At 32.3% G+C, this 20,168-nt stretch carries 17 protein-coding genes; 11 read left to right on the top strand and 6 right to left on the bottom strand.

Annotation, left to right across the window (positions count from 1 at the left end):
• Positions 1 to 63: 63 nt before the first annotated feature.
• From lspA to rlmN, 7 genes are all read left to right on the top strand, one after another.
• On the top strand, positions 64 to 690 hold the full coding sequence (lspA, locus tag GCL57_RS01210; protein WP_152211433.1) for a signal peptidase II: 627 nt from the start codon (positions 64 to 66) through the stop codon (positions 688 to 690).
• A 55-nt stretch (positions 691 to 745) separates the two neighbouring features.
• Positions 746 to 3,235, top strand: coding sequence for an ATP-dependent Clp protease ATP-binding subunit (locus GCL57_RS01215; RefSeq protein WP_152211434.1), 2,490 nt, complete (start codon positions 746 to 748; stop codon positions 3,233 to 3,235).
• A gap of 38 nt (positions 3,236 to 3,273) precedes the next feature.
• On the top strand, positions 3,274 to 4,170 hold the full coding sequence (locus GCL57_RS01220; RefSeq protein ID WP_152211435.1) for an FkbM family methyltransferase: 897 nt from the start codon (positions 3,274 to 3,276) through the stop codon (positions 4,168 to 4,170).
• A gap of 42 nt (positions 4,171 to 4,212) precedes the next feature.
• A complete protein-coding gene (locus GCL57_RS01225; RefSeq protein ID WP_152211436.1) occupies positions 4,213 to 5,712 on the top strand; it encodes a carboxypeptidase M32 in 1,500 nt (499 codons plus the stop codon).
• A gap of 336 nt (positions 5,713 to 6,048) precedes the next feature.
• Entirely contained in the window at positions 6,049 to 6,990 is a 942-nt protein-coding gene (locus GCL57_RS01230) for a ribose-phosphate pyrophosphokinase (RefSeq protein ID WP_152211437.1), read from the top strand.
• Between the two features lie 9 nt (positions 6,991 to 6,999).
• Entirely contained in the window at positions 7,000 to 7,911 is a 912-nt protein-coding gene (locus GCL57_RS01235; protein ID WP_152211438.1) for an alpha/beta fold hydrolase, read from the top strand.
• A gap of 7 nt (positions 7,912 to 7,918) precedes the next feature.
• Complete coding sequence (rlmN, locus tag GCL57_RS01240; protein WP_152211439.1) at positions 7,919 to 9,043, top strand: dual-specificity RNA methyltransferase RlmN; 1,125 nt, start codon at positions 7,919 to 7,921, stop codon at positions 9,041 to 9,043.
• A 15-nt stretch (positions 9,044 to 9,058) separates the two neighbouring features.
• Here rlmN and GCL57_RS01245 read toward each other — a convergent pair whose 3' ends face one another.
• Complete coding sequence (locus tag GCL57_RS01245) at positions 9,059 to 9,346, bottom strand: hypothetical protein (protein WP_152211440.1); 288 nt, start codon at positions 9,344 to 9,346, stop codon at positions 9,059 to 9,061.
• A 213-nt stretch (positions 9,347 to 9,559) separates the two neighbouring features.
• Positions 9,560 to 10,288 (bottom strand): aspartate/glutamate racemase family protein, encoded by a 729-nt coding sequence (locus GCL57_RS01250; RefSeq protein ID WP_152211441.1) that lies wholly within the window; start codon positions 10,286 to 10,288, stop codon positions 9,560 to 9,562.
• A 191-nt stretch (positions 10,289 to 10,479) separates the two neighbouring features.
• On the opposite strand from GCL57_RS01250, the gene GCL57_RS01255 reads away from it, so the two are divergent.
• The gene (locus tag GCL57_RS01255) at positions 10,480 to 11,286 is read left to right on the top strand and encodes a substrate-binding periplasmic protein (RefSeq protein WP_152211442.1); all 807 of its coding nucleotides are present in this window, start codon (positions 10,480 to 10,482) and stop codon (positions 11,284 to 11,286) included.
• A gap of 20 nt (positions 11,287 to 11,306) precedes the next feature.
• Here the strand turns inward: GCL57_RS01255 and GCL57_RS01260 are convergent, their stop codons facing one another.
• The gene (locus GCL57_RS01260) at positions 11,307 to 12,011 is read right to left on the bottom strand and encodes a hypothetical protein (RefSeq protein ID WP_152211443.1); all 705 of its coding nucleotides are present in this window, start codon (positions 12,009 to 12,011) and stop codon (positions 11,307 to 11,309) included.
• 166 nt (positions 12,012 to 12,177) lie between these two features.
• Here GCL57_RS01260 and GCL57_RS01265 point away from each other — a divergent pair, with 166 nt between their 5' ends.
• Positions 12,178 to 14,673, top strand: a complete 2,496-nt coding sequence (locus tag GCL57_RS01265; RefSeq protein WP_152211444.1) for an alpha-ketoacid dehydrogenase subunit alpha/beta — start codon at positions 12,178 to 12,180, stop codon at positions 14,671 to 14,673.
• On the opposite strand, the gene GCL57_RS01270 is transcribed toward GCL57_RS01265, so the two are convergent.
• Positions 14,641 to 15,405, bottom strand: coding sequence for a substrate-binding periplasmic protein (locus GCL57_RS01270; RefSeq protein WP_152211445.1), 765 nt, complete (start codon positions 15,403 to 15,405; stop codon positions 14,641 to 14,643). The two genes, GCL57_RS01265 and GCL57_RS01270, sit on opposite strands and share 33 nt — an antisense overlap.
• 115 nt (positions 15,406 to 15,520) lie before the next feature.
• Between GCL57_RS01270 and GCL57_RS01275 the strand changes: the two genes are divergently transcribed.
• Complete coding sequence (locus GCL57_RS01275) at positions 15,521 to 16,159, top strand: lysoplasmalogenase (RefSeq protein ID WP_152211446.1); 639 nt, start codon at positions 15,521 to 15,523, stop codon at positions 16,157 to 16,159.
• Between the two features lie 7 nt (positions 16,160 to 16,166).
• Here the strand turns inward: GCL57_RS01275 and GCL57_RS01280 are convergent, their stop codons facing one another.
• Positions 16,167 to 16,838, bottom strand: coding sequence for a MarC family protein (locus GCL57_RS01280; protein ID WP_161597532.1), 672 nt, complete (start codon positions 16,836 to 16,838; stop codon positions 16,167 to 16,169).
• A gap of 69 nt (positions 16,839 to 16,907) precedes the next feature.
• On the opposite strand from GCL57_RS01280, the gene GCL57_RS01285 reads away from it, so the two are divergent.
• Entirely contained in the window at positions 16,908 to 18,035 is a 1,128-nt protein-coding gene (locus tag GCL57_RS01285) for a PilZ domain-containing protein (protein ID WP_152211448.1), read from the top strand.
• Here GCL57_RS01285 and GCL57_RS01290 read toward each other — a convergent pair whose 3' ends face one another.
• The gene (locus GCL57_RS01290; RefSeq protein ID WP_152211449.1) at positions 18,036 to 20,159 is read right to left on the bottom strand and encodes an asparagine synthetase B family protein; all 2,124 of its coding nucleotides are present in this window, start codon (positions 20,157 to 20,159) and stop codon (positions 18,036 to 18,038) included.
• Positions 20,160 to 20,168 lie beyond the last annotated feature (9 nt).

A 20,168-nucleotide genomic window follows, 5' to 3' on the forward strand; every position in this document is an offset into this window, starting at 1 on the left:
TGCCTATATGAGTGATATGCATTAATTATATGCTTGTTTGATTTTTTTTTCAAAGGATTATAAATGCAAAAAGATTCCTCAAGCATCGAGTCGCTTCCAGTTAAGATAAAGGCATCAAAAGGTTCACTCTTAGGTTTTTTATTTCTTTGCGTAGGCTTTGTTTTATTAGATCAATCGACAAAACTTTGGTCTGAAAAATATTTTATGGTGAGTACGTCTGCAACAGATATTCGCAATTATTATCCAAGTTCACAACATGTTTTTACATTAGGCAATTCCGTAAATTGGCTTGATTTTAATACTACATATGTCAGAAATACAGGTGCTGCTTGGGGCTTTTTAGGAAATTTGCCTGAAAATATTAGACCATATTTTTTTTATATATTAACAATTGTTGCAATGATCGTAATTTTAATTTTCTTTTTTAAAACAAAAGCAGATCAAATTTTTTCGCGTTTAGGTATAGCGTTTATTTTTGCAGGGGCTGCAGGAAATTTCATTGATCGTATTTGGTTGCATTATGTAATAGATTGGATCCATGTGCAATGGAGTGTAATTGGTTGGCAATATGATTATCCCGTTTTTAACGTTGCAGATTGTTGCGTAACAACTGGAGTTATCATTCTTCTTATCGATGCTGTTCGAGAAGAATTACTTGCCAGAAAATTAAAAAAGAAAAAAGAAGGTTGACATATTGCTTTTTCTGTAAATGTTATGTGAAACAGACATAGCGGAGTAATAATGTATGGCTCAACAGTTTTTGAAAAACTCGACTCATCGCGTTAATGAACTTTTTCAGTCAGGAATTACCGAAGCATTAAATGCGCAAGTTAAAATGCTCATTCCCGAATTTCTTTTATTTGCTCTTGTGGAACAAAAGGATTCCATCGCATTAAAAATTGCTGTGGAATGTAAACTTGATGAAGTCTTAGTTAAGACAACAATTATAAATGGTATTTATGATAGTATCAATCAATTGCAGAAAAAACAGGACACTCATTTTCCGCATATGCGTGACGCATCGGGAATGTATGGATCTCCCGAAATTGCCTATTTATTAGAAAGAGCTGATTTAGAACGAAAAAATTTTGGTGATGCCTACATTAGTACAGGAACGTTATTTCTCGCATTCTTCGATTCTCGCTTAAATTCAAAAGATATTCTTATAAAATCAGGTCTTAACTATGAAGAAGTTAAGAAAGCTTTGCTTGATGTGCGTGGCAATCATCGGGTTACCAATCGAGATGATGAAGCAAAGCAAAGTGCTTTAAGTCTTTATACGCGAGATATTACGGCAATGGCGCGCAGAGGTGAACTCGATCCGGTGACTTGCCGTGAAAAAGAAATTGGAAGAGTTGTGCAAGTGCTTTCTCGTCGGAAAAAAAATAATCCAGTCTTAATTGGTGAACCGGGAGTTGGAAAAACGGTTATAATTGAAGGTCTTGCACAGAGGATTGTTGATTTAGAAGTACCTGATCATCTTGTCGGTAAAAGAATTTTAAGTCTCGAAATGGCAGATCTCGTTGCAGGCAGTAAAATGCACGGTGAATTTGAAGAGCGTTTAAAAGCAATAAAAGAAGAAATTATTGAATTAGAAGGGCAGGTAATTTTATTTATCGACGAAATTCATACCGTTGTAGGCGCAGGGCGTACGATGGGAAGCCTTGATGCATCAAATATTTTAAAGGGATCTTTAGCGACAGGACAATTGCAGTGTGTAGGTGCAACAACATTTAAAGAATATAAGCAATATATAGAAAGTGATAGAGCGCTTGAGAGACGTTTTCAACCGATTAAAGTTGAAGAGCCATCACTTGAAGATGCAAAAGAAATTTTAAAATCTATCGCAAACAAATATGAAAAGCATCATCAAATAAACTATAGTCCTGAATCACTTGATGCAGCTGTTGAATTAAGTAATAAATATGTTTTTAGTAGAAGTCTTCCTGATAAAGCCATTGATCTAATTGATGAAGCAGGTGCTTTAAAAAGAATTAAAGTTGTTAGCATTCCTGCAGATATCCAAAAATTAGAGCGTGAAAAAGCCAAAAAAGAATTAGAACGAAGTGATTATTTTAATAGGCAAGATTTTGCGATGGTCGCTAATGCGCAAATGGAATTGCTCACATTGGAAAATAAAATCTCTGAGCGGAGAAAACAATGGGGTCTTGAAATGAATCAAGAAGATCGCATTGTCACTGCTGAAGATATTGCAATATTAATCTCAAAAGTAACAGGTATTCCAGTACAAAGATTGCAAGCAGAAGATTTAGAAAAATTAGCACATATCGAAGATGCATTAGCAAAAAGACTTATTGGACAAAAATATGCAATTCAAGCTGTCGCCAATGCACTTAGAAGAAATCGAATCGGCTTGAGAGAAAGAAAAGCTCCTATTGGTAGCTTCTTTTTTTTAGGCCCCACAGGTGTTGGAAAAACAGAGCTTGCAAAGGCTTTGGCAGAATATGTTTTAAATGATGAACATCGCTTGTTGCGCTTTGATATGACTGAATTTATGGAACGACATGAAACTTCAAAACTTATAGGTTCTCCACCGGGTTATGTGGGCTATGGCGAAGGTGGGCAACTGACTGAGAAAGTAAAACGCCAGCCTTATAGTGTATTACTTTTTGATGAAATTGAAAAAGCGCATCCTGATGTTTTTAATTTATTTTTACAAATTCTTGATGATGGCCGCTTAACTGATGCTGAAGGTCAGTTCGTTAGTTTTGAAAATACTCTTATTATTTTTACAAGTAATATAGGCAGTGAATATATAAGTGAAAATAAAAGAGGAGTGGGGCTTGGTGATTTTAACAAAGATCTTACAAATGATGAAGTGCGTGATCTTGTTATGGGAGAATTAAAAAAATCATTTAAGCCCGAATTTCTTAATAGATTAGATGAGGTTATTGTTTTTGAGAAATTAAACAAAGATGATATTATGCAGATTTTAAATTTAAATCTTGAGAAATTATCCAAGAAAGTAAAAAGTCAAGGTCTCGATTTATCAATTCATGATGATGTAAAGAAATATTTGGTAGAACGTGGGTTTGATCCTTTGCATGGAGCAAGACCTTTGCGTCGTTTATTAGAAACCGAAATAGAAAATAAAATTGCTCAAGAAATTATTAGTAAAGGGAAAGACAAAATAACAGGTTTAGTGAATGGAACAAAATTAGATATTGAGTTACAAAAAAACCCTGAGACGTGTTTGATCGTTAATATATCTTGATTTGACAAATCAGATTAGTTGTACAGGGTTAGAAATTGATGAAAATTAGAATTAAAAATCGTAGAATGGTAAATTTTCATGCAAAAAAAAGATGGATAAAAAGACTCAATATCTTCAAATTTCCAGGGCAAAGTTATGTAGAATGGAATGGATTTAAGATTTATGTTGATTTGAGTGATTGGTGCGGTCCATCTTATCATGTTTTAAATTGGGGTATGGATACATATGAATCAAGAAGTATGGAAATCTTAGAATACATTTCATCGGAAGATTCTGTTTTTATTGATATTGGTGCAAATATTGGAATTTTCTCTATTATGATGGCTAATAAATTTCCGAAAATGAGTATATATTCGTTCGAGCCAGAACCAGATGCATTTAATTGTTTGAATAATACTATAAAAAAGAATAATATTAAAAATGTAAACTTGAATAAACACGCAATCTCCAATAAGATAAGTCAAGAAAAATTTTATTATGACAGTCGTAACCATGGTGGTCATTCTTTGGATCCTCAATCAATTATAGATGAAGGAAGTTTAATCTCACACAGTTTAAATGTTAATATAGAAACTTTAGATCATTTTATTGGACAGAATTGTATTCCGAAAATTGATATTATTAAAATTGATGTGCAAAGACATGAAGATAAAGTATTAGAAGGAGCAATTAATTCGATTCAGAAGTTTCGCCCAATTCTTTTAATAGAATGTTATGTTAATGATATGAACTCTGAAGAATCAGTATTAATGAATGCTTTGAAAAAATTTGAAAATTATTTTTTATATGAACCAAAATCAAAAGCGCTTTCATTGCTTGAAAATTACTCTAAGGAGTTATTTCTTGAAAAAATAAATAATAAAGCTGTTGAATATTGTGATTTATTTTTTATTCCGTCAGAGAAAAAGGATAATTTTTTAAATAGTATTAATTAATATTATTATTTTGATTTTATAAAACGAATGGGAGCTTTGTAAATGAACTCAGCTGAATGTTTTAAAAAATTAAGCGATCTCATTTGTGAAGTGACTGAAATGCGTTCTATTTCAAATCTTTTGCATTGGGATCAAAACACTTATATGCCAATTCAGGGCGCAAAAGGGAGAGGGCGCCAAGTAGCAACTTTAGGAAAAATTACCCACGAAAAATTTACAAGCGTTGAAATTGGAAAGTTATTAGAACAATTAGAGGGGTATGAAAACCAGATTCCTTATCATTCCTTTGAGTCTTCTTTTTTGCGATTGGTACGTAGGGAATTTCAACTTGCGACTCAGGTTCCAGCAAAATTTATTTCCGAAATGTTAAATCATTTTTCTGCTTGTTACAACACTTGGATAAAAGCACGAGCAGAAAATAATTTTAAACTAATTCAATCAATGCTTGAAAAAAGTATAGAATTTTCTATTCAATATGCAGACTTTTTTCCTCATAAACATATTTCTGATCCTCTCATTGCAGAGTTTGACTATGGTTTTTCAGCAGCAAGTGTGCAAGAAATATTTACAAAGTTACGTGTAGAACTTTTACCATTTGTTAAAGAAGTTCTAAATCAAGAACAAGAAAATCATGATTTTTTAAATAAAAAATATCCCAAAGATTTACAAAAAGAAATAGTAGAAAGAATTTTAAAGGAAATTGGTTATGATATGTCTCGTGGACGTGTTGATGTTACATATCATCCCTTTATGCTTTCTCTATCTCATGGCGATGTTCGTATTACAACACGCTATGATGAAGATAATTTTACAGACAGTCTTTTAAGTACAATACACGAAGCAGGACATGCTTTTTATGAGCTTGGCAATGCAGAATCTTTAGATGGATCTATATTATTTGGAGGAACTTCAGCGGGGATACATGAAAGTCAATCACGTTTGTGGGAGAATATGGTTGGAAGAAGTTTTTCATTTTGGGAATTCTTTTATCCTACGTTGCAAAAAACATTTTCCGATCAATTAAATAATGTATCCGTTCAACAATTTTATGCAGGAATTAATAAAGTCACTCCTTCACTCATTCGTACAGAAGCAGACGAACTGACATATAATTTGCATGTTATGATTCGTTGTGATCTTGAAACTCAAATGCTTGAAGGAAACTTAAAAGTAAAAGATCTTCCTGAAGCGTGGAATGCTCGTTATTTAAGTGACCTAGGTATTAAGGTAACAAATGATGTTAATGGTTGTCTTCAAGATGTCCACTGGTTTTCTGGTTTAGTTGGAGGCAGCTTTCAGGGATACACACTTGGAAATATTATGAGTGCCCAATTTTATGATGCAGCACATGCAGCGTTGCCAAATTTGAAGAGTGAAATGAAAGCTGGAAATTTTGTTAATTTAAAGAATTGGTTGACTGAAAATATTCATTGCCACGGCAAAAAATTTACGGGACTGGAAGTTCTAAAAATGGCAACAAAGAGTGAGTTGAATATCGCAAATTATATGAATTATCTTAAGAAAAAATTTCCTATCAAATAAATGACGATCATGTAACTTTTTATATGTTTATATATTTGCAAAGTCGTCGAAAGTATGAATAGCGGCTCGCGGTTATATTGCAAACGACCTTCAGGAAGAAGGTGAAAAGGAAACCTAATTTGTGCCATTGTTTAACAATGCACTTTGGACATCAGCTTTAAAAAACAGCTGATTAGCCTACGGATGGGTTCAGATTCTCAGGATGGAATCTTGGTTGCGGTTTGCATTAGAATTGTGCTCCGCTTTTTTTATTTAAAGTTGCATTCATGTGTTTTTACCGCTACAGAGTAAAGGTCTATGTATCATTGTTTTACTCTATTTTAGCGGGTTAATCATATGGAAAGTGAACTCCTTATATTTTCAGGCAATGCAAACCGTGAGCTGGCAAATAAAATTTGTCAATATCTCGATGTCCCTTTGGGAACTGCATTTATTGGTCGTTTTTCAGACGGAGAAACGCGCATTGAAATTGAAAGCAATGTGAGAGGCCGGGATGTTTTTATCATTCAGCCGACCTGTGCTCCAACGAATGAAAATGTCATGGAACTCCTTATTATGATTGATGCTTTGCGACGAGCTAGTGCGCTGAGAATCACAGCTGTTATTCCTTACTATGGTTACAGTCGACAGGAACGTAAAAGTGCTCCAAGAACTCCTATTACTGCAAAATTGATTGCAGATCTCCTAGTCAGTGCGGGTGTAAATCGAATTCTTACAATTGAACTCCATACCGGCGCTATTCAAGGCTTTTTTAACCTCCCTGTCGATCATCTTTTTAGCAAGCCAGTCTTTGTTGAACACTTCACAAAAATGAATTTAAAAAATATTATTACAGTTTCTCCTGATGCGGGTGGTGTAGAAAGAGCGCGTGCTTTGGCTAAGGTTTTGGGTTGTGGTCTTGCTATAGTGGATAAGCGTCGTGATCGCCCAGGTGTTTCTCAAGTTATGAATTTAATTGGTGATGTTAAAGATAAAACAGCAATATTGGTGGATGATATCTGTGATACCGCTGGTTCTTTAACATCTGCTGCAGCTGTATTAAGTGAACGTGGAGCTGTTAAAGTTTATGCTGCTATCACGCATGGGGTTTTATCAGGACCTGCTATTTCTCGCTTAAATGAGAGTTGCATAGAGAAACTTTTTATCACCGATACTATTCCTTTGAGTGAAGAGGCCATGAAGTGCTCTAAAATAGAGGTGTTAAGTGTATCTGAGCTTCTTGGAAAAGCCATTCGGCGCATTCATAATTCAGATTCCATCAGCAATCTTTTTATTTAAGGCGAATCTGTGAATAATCTTGAATTTTCTTCCTTGCCTCAGTCTCTATTTGATGCTTTTCTAACAGAAGAGACAGGTGTACAGTTTCTGGAATTTGAAGGAGCAAGAATTGCTTTTGACTTCCAGCCTGCCAAAGAAACTTGTCAGAATTTATTGATTTTAGTAAATGGGTATCAGCGCAGTCGTCTTGATTTCAGAGCTTTTCGTAAAAAAATTGAAAGGTTGTCTCCAAATACAGCAACTCTTTCTTTGGACAATCGTTTCTGTGGTGAAACGATTGTAAATGATTTGGAAAGTCTTTCCGTACAGATTATGGCGCGAGATGTTTGTGCATTAGCAGCCATTTATTGTCAAAAACTCAATCTAAATTCTTTTTCTTTACTTGGCATAAGTATGGGTGGGATGATTGTGCAGACACTAGCTGCTCATAATGAAAATGTTGAAAAGCTTTTTCTTGTGAGCACCACAGCCGGAGGCTCTGGACGGATATGGCCTGTGCACGTGAATGATCCTAAAAACCTAAAGTTTAAAAATAATTATATAACTTTAGAATCAACCAAAGAACATATGTTTCGTTACTTTGGAAAGAGATTTTTACAAGGTTCTCCTTTACTTTTTGATATGATGTGTAAGTCTATTTTAAAGGCAAGAGTTGAGAATGAATCTAATACGGATAAAGGTGCGGAAATTCAATTTTATGCATCTGCTGAGTTTGATGGAGTTTCATTTCTTTCGCAAATAAAGGCTAAGACATTTATTATATCAGGGAATGAAGATCAAATCATACCTGTTGAAAATTCTTATTATCTCAAAGAAAATATTGAGTCTTCAAATTTAAAAGTCTATGAGGGTGTAGGGCATCTGATTTTAGTTGAAGAAGCTGACAAATTTGTAGAAGATGTGAGTGCATTTTTAATTTAAGGTTATTATGAATAAGAAAATAGCTCTTACAATGAGCGAAAAAGATTGGGCCGATTGGTTTATCAATAATGGCGACAAAGGTTTTAGGGCTCGTCAAATTATGGATTGGCTGTTTTTGCGTCATTGTTTTTTGCCTCAAGATTTTTCAAATATTCCTAATAAATTTCGTGAAAAATTAAATGATGAATTCGACTGGTCTGTTCCTACAATAGATACAATACTGTCCTCTGATGATGGCAGTGAAAAAATATTGTTGAAATTACATGATGGGCGTTTTTCTGAATGTGTTCTCATGCCATCTGAAAATCGTGTTACTTTATGTATTAGCAGTCAAGTGGGCTGTAGAATGGCTTGCACATTTTGCCAAACAGGTAAAATGGGTCTGAGTCGGAATTTAGCTATGGGCGAAATATTAATTCAAATTGTCATTGCTAACAAAAGACTTATTGAAAGAAATATTCATGAACGAAAAGTAACAAATATTGTTTTTATGGGTATGGGTGAACCACTCGATAATTATGACAATGTTGTTGCTGCTTGTAAGCTTATGGTTGATCCAAAAATGTTTGGGCTTTCAAAGCATAAAGTTACAGTTTCAACTTCTGGTTTATTACCTGAAATTGTTCGATTGGGGCAAGATGTTCCAGTCGCATTAGCAATTTCATTGCATTCTCCAGATGAAGAGCAACGTTCTTCTATGATGCCAATTAATAAAAAATATTCACTTGCAGAAATGAAAAAAGTTTTACTCGAATATCCTGTGCAAACTCGTCATGGTATTACATTTGAATATGTTATGATTAAAGGTGTGAATGACTCTATGACACATGCAAAGAAATTAGTAAAATTTTTGCACGGAATAAAAGCAAAAGTCAATTTAATTCCTATGAATCCACATCCAGGTGCAGACAATATGGTTGCAACAGATTTTGATCGAATGCGTGAATTTCAAAAATATTTGTCTGACAGATCCATTCCTGCTCCCGTACGATACAGTCGTGGACAAGATGTGAGTGCAGCCTGCGGACAGTTGGCATCTAAACGAAAAGATGAATTAAATCTTCCTCCTCGTACAGTTGCATTGGCAAGACGACGTGAATATTTAAATGCAAAGCAAGATTTTATTGATTAGTATAAAAAAATTTAATTAGTGGTAAAAACCATCTGGTTTTATATCTTGAATGTCAAATTCCAAAGTATCTTTGTTTTCATTTTCACTTTTGTTTTCTTGAAATAGATTATATTCTTGTTCTTTTTTTATTATAGTTTCTTTTTCATCTTCGCGAGCTGAATCTGCTATATCAAGTAAATTTACAAATTTCTCTAAAATTTTATAGTAGAGTGGTTTATTCACAAGCCTAAGATCTGATCTATTAAGAGATTTTAAGATACCTATTAATTCGCTTTGAATAGCGTCACTAGTAGAATTTTTCATTTTCACACCTTAAAATAATAAATTTATTAACAATAAAATAATGTTATCTTATAAAACGATATTCGTCAATTTTTTTATATCAATTATTATTATAGATTTGGAGATCAGTTATTTATAAAAAATATTGAAATATTTAATTAAATTAATTACTCAGTGTGAAAATTTGAAACTTGTGTCTGAAAATTTAAAATACATATAAAATTAGATTTTATTTTAATCTATTTTTAGATTATTTCTCTGAGTTAAGTTTAAATACCTTTTTACGCAAGCATGCGCTAAAGCATCATAAGAGTCGGTAATATTTACAAATCGATTGCTTCCTTCAATTTTTAAGCAAGGCGATAAATCGCTATTGGTATTCATAATACTATCGCAGTTTTGTTCCAGACAGTAATTATAAATGGTTTTCCATAATTTTTGGGAATGAGCTGAAAAACCGGTTTGCTTGATTGAAATAATCAACTGCGAAACATTATCTTGTAATTCATCATCATGGAAAAAATCAATTCCTCTATCCAGAAATTCTTTTTGGTAAGTTCCAAGCTCGATTGTTGAGCTTGCTCCTAAGAGAGCTAATTTTTTATTTTCTGTTGGAAGTGAGTTTAGTGCTTCTTCAACTATATGCAAAATAGGAATATCTGTTAACTGTGAAATAAAATCGTAATAAGTATGTATATAATTACTTGGTATTACTAAAAAATGAATCTGCGCATTTTTGAGTCTTTCTACTCCAAATCTCAAACACTCCTTTAAATTTTCATTATCAACAGGCTTATTAGGAAAAAAGGGAACGGGCAGTGAATAGATCATCATATGTGGGAGATCAGAATCAAGCCGTGCGCCATATAGAATTTGGCAATATGAGACAATCCTGTCCAAAAAGGGGGCCGTTGTTTTAGGGCCATGTCCTGCAAGAATGCCAATCACGATATTTGATAACATTTATTTCTCCTCATATTTTTTTATTTTAAGTGCTTTTATAATAATTTGGAGTGTCAAAGAAATATTATATTGGTATTTATAATTTATGAAATATACTTTTTTTCATAGAGAGAAATTTTTTGATTCGAGGAACTTTTCGAATTTGAAATTATTAAGTTAATGTATAATTAATATTAAAGATTAAGATTTATATGTTTATAAAAAAAATTTTGAAATATTATTTTATATTGTCTTTTATTTTAACAGTAAATTGTTCTTTTGCAAAAACACAGGTTTTAATTTATGCAGATGATGGTTATCAGCCGTATTCATTTGTAAATAATGGCAAGCCTGATGGGATTTATTATGATATTTTAAAAATTGCTTTTGCAAGAATGAAAAATTTTGAAGTTGTGGTGCAAACCATTCCTTGGAAGAGAGGACTTCAGGAAGTGGAGCAAGGTATTGTTTTTGCAATTTACCCACCTTATTATAGACCAGTGGATAGAGCATGGATGGCATATTCTAAGAAAATATTAGATGAAAAATATACTATGTTTTGCAGAGCAACAAAAAAGATTAAAGCTAAAAAGAAGTGGCCTGATGATTATAAAGGTTTAGTTGTTACTAAAAATTCTGGTTTTGCATTGCCACCCATTTTCATGGAAGCTGTAAAAAAAGGATATGTTTCTTTAAGTGAAGTGAGAGAAACAGAGCGAAATTTAATGAAGGTCATAGCACATCATGCTGATTGCTATGTGAATGATGAATTAGGAATTCAAATTGAACTTGCAAGGATGAAAAAAATAGGGAAATATAATCCTAAAAATAATGAAGATAAAATTATTAAAATAATGGATCTAAGTAATGAAAATGGGTATATAGGTTATTTGAAAAATAATTCAAAAAAATTTCCTTATACAGATTCTTTTGTGAAAGAATTTAATAATATCATTACTGATATGATTAAGTCTGGTGAAATTGATAAAATAAAGAGCCAATTTATTAAAAAATATTAGAGTAAAATTTATTTTTTTGATTATAAAATCCATCTGAATGAAAGTGGTGAGATTTTTAAGTCAAATGTATTTCTTCCAGAAGAAATTCCTACTGAGTCATACGTGTATGAATAATTAAAAGAAATATAGGGAACGATAAATAAGTGTGAAGTAAGTTCTTTTGCATAGAGCTCTTCTATAAAAATATTTACACCTTTTTGTTCTGTCATTAAGGTAGATGAGTTATTTATAGTCATTCTTTGATCTAGATATTCATAAGAAATACGCAGTGTAAATTCAAGGTCATTTTTAACAATTGATGTGTGAAATATTTTGATGTAAGGCCCAAATAGTAAATTAGATTCAATGGTCTCACTTTTTGTATCTCCATTTCCTAATTTTTTTTGACTTCTATTTAAGGAAAGATATAAACCAATTTCAATATTATCTTGAAATATTTTTCCAATTGAAAAATCCCCATTTGTAGATGAATTATATGGATTTAAAGCAATAAAAGGACGGAAAATAAAATTTTGGCTTTGAAAACAAAAGTTGAGTGAAGGTCTTCCTGTAAATGTTTGTTGAGTTTCTCCTGAGTTGTTATTATTGTCAGCAACTATATTTTGGTAATCATAAAGAAATGAGTCAATTTGCAGGTAGTTGCATAAGTGTGATGTTGATTGCGATTGTGCAAAAACATAGGAGTTAAATAAAAAAAATATTATTAAAAATACTGTATTTTTCATGTATTTTCCTTAATATATATAAAAGTCTCTGCTTGACAAAGAAAATTAAGTAACTGGCTAGATTTTTTAAATTGTCTCATATATGTGTAGGTAAAAGCAAATCCCATATTTTTGGGAGAATGCCTTAAAAGCGAATGTATGCAAAAGGTTAGAGGAGTGCGTTTCTATGGAAACAAACCACGTTGTAAAGACTCCCAATGGGAAATATTCATTCTCATTTGAAGAAATTTTAAATGATTTTCGCATTGCAATACGGAGTCGTATTGCGAGTGTAGTGGGAAGGAAAGAAGTCTTAACAGGTAAGGCGAGTTTTGGTATTTTTGGTGATGGAATTGAATTGCCACAAATTGCTGTAGCAAAAGCCTTTTTAAAAGGAGACTTTAGAACAGGCTATTATCGTGATCAAACCTTTGAAATGGCAATCGAAAATGTAAGTGTAATACAGTTTTTTTCCCAACTATATGCTGATATTAAATTGGAAAATGAACCGAACTCAGGCGGAAGGCAAATGAATGCGCATTTTGCAAGCAGGCTGCTAGACGAAGATGGACGTTTTAAAAATCAGTTAGAAAGTAAAAATTCCATTTCAGATATTTCACCTACGGCCGGGCAAATGAGTCGTATGCTTGGTTTAGCTTATGCATCAAAAATCTATCGTAATAATAAAAAACTAGAAAAATATTCGAAGAATTTTTCAAAGCATGGCAATGAGGTTGTTTTTGGTTCAATAGGTGATGCTTCAACCTCAGAAGGCGTTTTTTTTGAAGCTATGAATGCTGCTGGAGTGTTACAAGTTCCTTTGGTTATGTCCGTGTGGGACAATGGTTACGGAATTTCCGTACCGCGTGAACTGCAAACAGTTAACAATTCGATATCAAAAGCGCTTGCAGGATTTTCCTCTGAAAAAGCTCACGAAGGAATTTCAATATATAAAGTAGAAGGTTGGGATTATTTAAAATTATGTGAAACCTATTTAGAGGCAACTGAAAAATCGCGTAAGGATCATAAACCCGCTCTAATACATGTTACTGAATTAACTCAGCCTCAAGGGCACTCCACAAGCGGGAGTCATGAAAGATATAAATCAAAAGATCGTTTAGAGTGGGAAAAAGAATACTGTTGTTTAAAAAAATTTCGAGAATGGATTCTCGATAGAAAAATCACAACATCTGCAAAGCTCGATAAAATTGAAGACGAAGAAAAATTATTTGTAGAACAATCACGTAAAAAAGCTTGGAATCTTTATTTAGATCCTATTAAAGAAGAAAAATCTATTGTCTTGACTTTACTATCAGAGAATTTAAAATCCGCCCAAAATAAAGATAAAATAAAATCACTAATCAATAAATTAGAAAATTCTATTTCGTTAAATCGTAGATATATTCATTCTATTTTATTTAAGGCTCTTTTAATTTTATCTGAAGAAGAAACTTTAGAAAAAAATAAGCTCATTAAATATTATGAAGAATATGCTGCAAAATTTATTAAAGTTTATGAAAATAGACTCTACAGTGAATCAAGCGAATCTCCTTTAGAAGTTAAAGAAACTAAGCCAATTTATTCTGAAAAATCAGAAATGGTTGATGGACGTGTTATATTACAGCGCTGTTTTGATCAGCACTTTACATCAAATGCAAAGTTTTTTGCCATTGGTGAAGATGTTGGTAAACTTGGAGATGTTAATCTCGTATTTGAAGGTTTAAATGCTAAATATGGAGATTTACGTGTGACCGATACCGGCATACGTGAGTCAACAATTTTAGGGCAAGGAATTGGTGCAGCTATACGAGGTTTGCGCCCTATTGTTGATATTCAATATTTAGATTATTTTTTATATGCAATTCAAACAGCTTCTGATGATCTTGCAACACTCCATTATAGAACAGCAGGAGGGCAAAAAGCACCTGTTATTATCAGAACGAAAGGACACCGTTTAGAAGGTATTTGGCACACGGGTTCGCCAATGGCAATGCTTTTGAGTACTTTACGTGGAATATATATATGCGTTCCAAGAAATATGACTCAGGCAGCTGGAATGTACAACACCCTTTTACAGTCAGACAATCCTGCTGTTGTTATCGAAGTGTTAAATGCCTATCGTTTAAAAGAAAAAGTCCCTGAAAATATTTCGACCTATACTGTTTCACTTGGTGTTCCAGAAATTATTCGTGCAGGTCGTCATTTAACTGTTGTTACTTATGGTGCGTGTTGTAAAATTGCACTTGATGCTGCTGAAGAACTTGAAAGTTTTGGAATTTCAGTTGAAATTATCGACGTTCAGACTCTTTTGCCATTTGATATCTCAGGAATAATTGCAAAATCAATTAAGAAGACAAATGCTGTTCTCTTTTTTGATGAAGATGTACCGGGTGGTGCAAGCGCTTATATGATGCAGCAAACATTAGAAAAAAATAATGCTTTTCATTATCTCGATTGTATGCCGCGTACTTTAACTGCTACAGAGAATCGTGGCGCATTTGGACGTGATGGAGATTATTATTGCAAACCACAAATTGAAAATGTTTTTGAGGTTTGTTATAAGATTATGCGTGAACGTGAACCAAAAAAATATAGAGATCTTTTTACCGCACAAAAGAAAATAATGGGGGCAAGTTCAAACGAAAAGGAATTAATTCTTAACAGTAAGTCCATATTTCTTTAATATTTTCTGATATTCTCCTGATTTTTTCATTTTAGTGAGGCCTTTATCAACAGTATCTGCTAATTTTTGAGAATTCGGGAGAACTTTTGGAAATCCAATATATAGCCCTGCTCTTTTCCCAATATTGCCCGTAAATTTCATTGATGTAGATAAATCTAATTTTTTTATATAATATTGCAATACATGATTTTCATCAAGAACAGCATCAATTTCTTTGTTTTTAAGTTTCATTAAATTTTTTTCGAGTCCATTTTCTCCACCAATTTCACTTATTTTTTTTGCATTATTTTTTATTTGATCAATATTTCCACCATATATATAACCTAAAATCAATCCAAGATGAATGTCTTTAAGTGAATTAAAATTTTTAAACTTCCAATTTGTTTCTTTCAAAACAACAAAAGATTGTAAACTCTGTATCAATTCTATTTTATGAAAAATGAACTTTTCTCTTCCTTCTTTAAAAGCAGCAAGAATTGCGTCAATTTCTCCTTTTTCACCGCGTTTTAATGTCCGAGCCCAAGGCATAAATTCAAATTTAACTTCATAGTTTTGTGAGTTGAATATGCTTTCTGTAATATCGCGAAAAAGTCCTTTTTGTTTTATAGCGTTTTCATCGCACATATAGGGGCACCATTCATCTCCTTCAATATGTAAAACAACTTTTTCACTTGCATATGTATTCATTGTCAAAAAGAAAATAACTATAAAAAGAATTAATTTGAAATTCAATGAATGCCCCTTCAATAAAGCTCAATATTCCATAATTCATAATATTATGATATATTTTACTGCAAGTTTAAAGAGCGTTAAAATTTTGGCTTTTCCTATTTAATTGAGGTCTGAGATGTTTCAAGTGAATGGTCTTATAATAATATCTGCTATTTTTTCATTTATATATCTTCTGTCATTAAATTTGTATCCTTTTAAGTTGCATTGGCTTATAAAAGGAATGTCAATTATAGCAATTGCTATTTATAGTTTTTTTTACATACCTAACTCATTTGCTTTTATTTTTGCAGTATCACTTTTATTTTCTGCATGTGGAGATATGTTTCTTGCATATGATGGACAGAAATTTTTTATTCAAGGGCTTATTTCTTTTTTGATTTCCCATATAATATACGCTTACATTTTTTTTATGAATTCAGGTCATTTTTTAAATGATTTATCTGTTCGTGTGTTTTTACTTGTTTTAATGCTCACTTTTTTTACTGTTATGCTTAAAGTTCTTTCGCAGAAAGTTGGCAATCTAAAAATTCCTGTTTTTATTTACATGACAGCTTTATCATGCATGGTCATTGCATCAATATTAATAAAAGATTTAAATTATCTTCTAATTTTAGGTGCGTTATTATTTGTTCTTTCTGACACACTTCTTGCAATCCAGAAATTTATAAATTCTTATAAAGGTATAAATTACTTTATTTGGATAACTTATTACTTTGCGCAAATGTTACTTTTAGCTGGAATGTTTAAACTTTAATCTAGTGTTAATTCCATAAATTTGGAAAAGAATCTCGTAGACCTGTGATCATAAATTCTACAGCAATTGCAGCAATGAGGATGCCCATTATTTTACCCATTAAATTTAATCCTGTTTTACCTAAGAGACGGAAAAGATATTGACTTGATTTTAAGGTTAATGAAGTGACCCACATAACGAGAACTATAGCAATTAAAAGAAGAATAAAGTCGATCCAATTTTGTCCGCGGGTAGATTGAACAACAATGGTCGAAATAGCTCCTGGTCCTGCTAGGAGAGGCATAGCCAAAGGAACTATTGAAATATCATCCTTTGTAAGACTTTCATCTTCTTCATCGCCTCTTATTTTTTCAGAGTCACCTTTCAGATGCTCTAAGGCAAATTTAAGAAGTAGAATACCTCCAGCAATGCGAAGTGCTGAAATTGAAATTCCAAAAAAGTTTAATACACCCATGCCAGTTATGGCAAAAGTAAGTAAAATTGCTGAAGCAACCAGAATAGATTTACGTCGTGTTTTTTTGACATCTGCAGGAGTGAAACGCTCTGTCAGAAGAAGATACACTGGAATTGCAGCAAAGGGATCGACCATGACAAATACGGACACAAATGTGTTAAAAAGATAAGTAATGGATGTTCCAATTGTTGAGTTTTGTTCCATCAGTAATGAGATGAAGCTCATAATCTTTTCCTGTCGTTGTTCAAAGTTTGCATTGCGTAAGAACATCTTGCTTTGCAAAGGAGGATACTAGTGAAATTTCTTGCTGTGAGTCAAGACAAGTCTCTTTTAAAATCTATGTGTGCTGAATTTGAACTGCAAAAATACCTTGTGTTTAGTGCAAACTCATTAAAAGAAGCTGGAGAAGTATGTGAAAAAGAAAAACCAGAGGTGATTGTAGCTGATCATATTCAATCTGACGGTAACTTCTTTGATTTTTACGACTCTTTAAAAATGTCTTTAAAAAATGAAACAGCTCCCGTAGCAATCATATTGGTCGAACCCAAAAGCACTCTTACACCTGAGGTGGCAATCGCTATGGGTGCGTGGGCGTTATATACAAAGCCATTTAATATTAAATCCTTATATTACTCAGTAGAAGATGCTGTGTTTTCTCGTAGAGCGGGCTATACGAAAAGACTAGATGAACGAGTTGATCTTATTTCAAGACTTGAAGTCAAGCTAGAATCTTCTCAGGAATATATTTCTACGTTTTCAACAAATATTAGTTTTGGAGGTTTTTTTGCAGCACTTACTTCAAATATTCCTGAAATTAATGAAAAAGTAGATTTTAAATTAAAATTTACAAATTCGGATGTGATTGAGGGGAAGGGGAGAGTTGCTTGGGTGAGAAAAACTCCAAAAGTTGGAGCCCAAATGGGATGTGGAGTTCAATTTAGTGCGGGGCGAGAAAAATATGTAAAAATTTTAGTTCCTATCATTAATGAGGCTCGCACGCGACAAATAGAAACAGCCTCTTTTCAAATTGAAGATTTAAAGGAACTTTTAGCTCTTTCAATTCAAGCTGCAAAAGAGAAAATTTCAAAAAAACTATCAGAAATTGAATATAATCCACCAACAGAAAAAATAACGATTATGTGTCGTTTGCCACAAATTCACAGTGCATTTACTGAACTTTTATACGAACTTATTTATCCAATGCGTGAAATAGCAAATTCAAAATGTACTATTGAAATTAAAAATAAAGATGAAAAGTATGTTCAAGTCTTATTTGTTTGCATACCAAGTGGAACATCATTATACATTGATCAATTGATTGCTGAAAAAGTTCAACCTATTCTTGATCTACATAAAGCAAGTATTGAAAGTGAATTTAATTCTATAAATTCAACTGTTACAATAACTTTTCCAAAAAACTAATTAAAATACTTTTTGATTTACAAGAACTTTTTCTTCGTACTCTAAATCTCTCTTTGGAGTTATTTCTTTAACAATACTCTCATCAATCATAGAAAAACTTATAAATGTTTGTAAAGCTGATTGAAGATGCGTGTATGTATGAGGAGACGATTTCTTTTTAAAAGCAGGATCTTTAAGAACAAAAATAAGATCTTTAATAGCTTTTTCTTCAAATAAATTAGTTTCTTTAGCCTTTAATAAAATATTTTGTTGATGTTTTTGTAAATCTTTTTCTTCAATTAAAAAAGGAGCGCCAAATTGTTTTTTAGGGGCCATGGCAAAGCGTGAGTCAATTTTACTTTTGTAACTTCTTCTTAAAATAGATTTGTTTTCAAAACCACGAATAAGCATATTGTCTTTCAGATTATAAATGAAATTTTTTATTTCTAATGATAAAAAAGGAGTGCGTCCCTCTAATGTATTTGCCATTTCCATACGATCTCCTACCCAATTTAGAACTTGGACGGGAAGATGTGTTTTGCAAAAATAATTTTGCCAGAGCATTAATGTATTGTTTGGATCCGTTAAAAATTCTTCATCTTTTTTAAGACCAAAAGAAAACCAAGAAGAAACAGATTCTCTTTGTTCCTTTAAAAATTTTAAAGCTTCATCTGCACCTAAAAGTGCAGTGGCAATTGTTTTAATTTGTGTAAATAATGGGTGTGGAACTCCCCAGATAGAAAGGCTTTCTATAAAATCTTCTCCCGATCCTTCTGAACTTGATCCTGCGGCCCAAGGATCTTTGCTTTCATTTAAAAATTTCTTGGCATAAACTGTATCTCTCCAATTTTGTCCAATTGGTACCTTAGCTATTTTATCAAATAAATTTTTTTCTTCTCGATTGTTCAGAGCAAATTTCCACCAATTTGCATATTGAAAACTTGGATATCCACAAAATAATTCATCAGCTCCATCCCCAGTTAAAACACCTTTTACATATTTTCCCGTAAAGCGACTGAGCCACCATTTTGCCGCACCATTGGTATAGGGTTGAATATTTTCGGAGTGATAAACAGCATGTTCATATGAGTATGAGAGATCTTTATCTAAAATTTGTAATACATGCGGCAAAAAATTTAATTTATGTGCATAAGCGAGTGATTCATTTGCTTCATCAAAGACTTCATTTTTAAAACTTATGGTAAATGATTTAAGTTTTTTTGATATTTTATGTTTTAAATAATACTGTGAGGCTTCATAGGCAATAACTCGTGAATCAACTCCACCACTTAAATAAACGCCTAATTCAACCTCAGATAGCATTCTATTATGCACAGAACGACTGAGTCTTTTAGAAAATTCTCCATATAATTCATTATCATTTTTTTCAACAGCAGTTAATAAATTTCTAATAGATTTATTTTGTATTTGAATTTTCGTATTGTAAATATCACCACTTTTTTTTGCGTATAAAAACGAATTTGGTGGCATTTGTATGATATTTTGGAAAGGAGTTTTAATGGGTTCATATAATCCAACAAACTGTTTTATAAAGCCATTGCGATCCCATTTTTTTTCGACCATCAGTCCTTTAATTTCGCTTGAAAAATTAATTGATTTTGTATCGAATAAATAGATTTCTTGTGCATTTGAAAAAATTTGCGTATTAACTCCTTCAAAAGCAAGGAAAAGTGGTTTTACTCCATAAGGATCACGCATGGCAAAAACTTCTGTTCCATCTGTGCGACTAATTACAAAGCTAAATTCACCTTCAATGAGATCTTTTATTTGTTGGCCATAATTTAAAAATCCAGCGAGAATAGCTTCAGTATCACCCTTTGTTTGAAAGGAGTAATCAAATTCTGTTTGAATTTTTTTTCTTAATTTAGGAAAATTGTAGATTTCGCCATTAAAAGTGATAATCCATTTTTTATTTTGACTGAACATAGGTTGAACATTTGTTGTCAAACCTTGAAAAGCTAAACGAAAATGAGCTAGAAAAAGATTATTAAATGTTTCTTTTCGTATAGGTTCATTTCCTCTGTGTTTTAAGCGGGATGCTGCTGCAAAGAATTTATCTTTGCTATTTAAATCTTTTGCAAAAAAACTTTGAGGAGAGAAAATAAGACCAGCATATCCACACATAGAGTCTTT

It is taken from the genome of Fluviispira multicolorata (genome assembly GCF_009208585.1).
Lineage (GTDB): Bacteria > Bdellovibrionota_B > Oligoflexia > Silvanigrellales > Silvanigrellaceae > Silvanigrella > Silvanigrella multicolorata.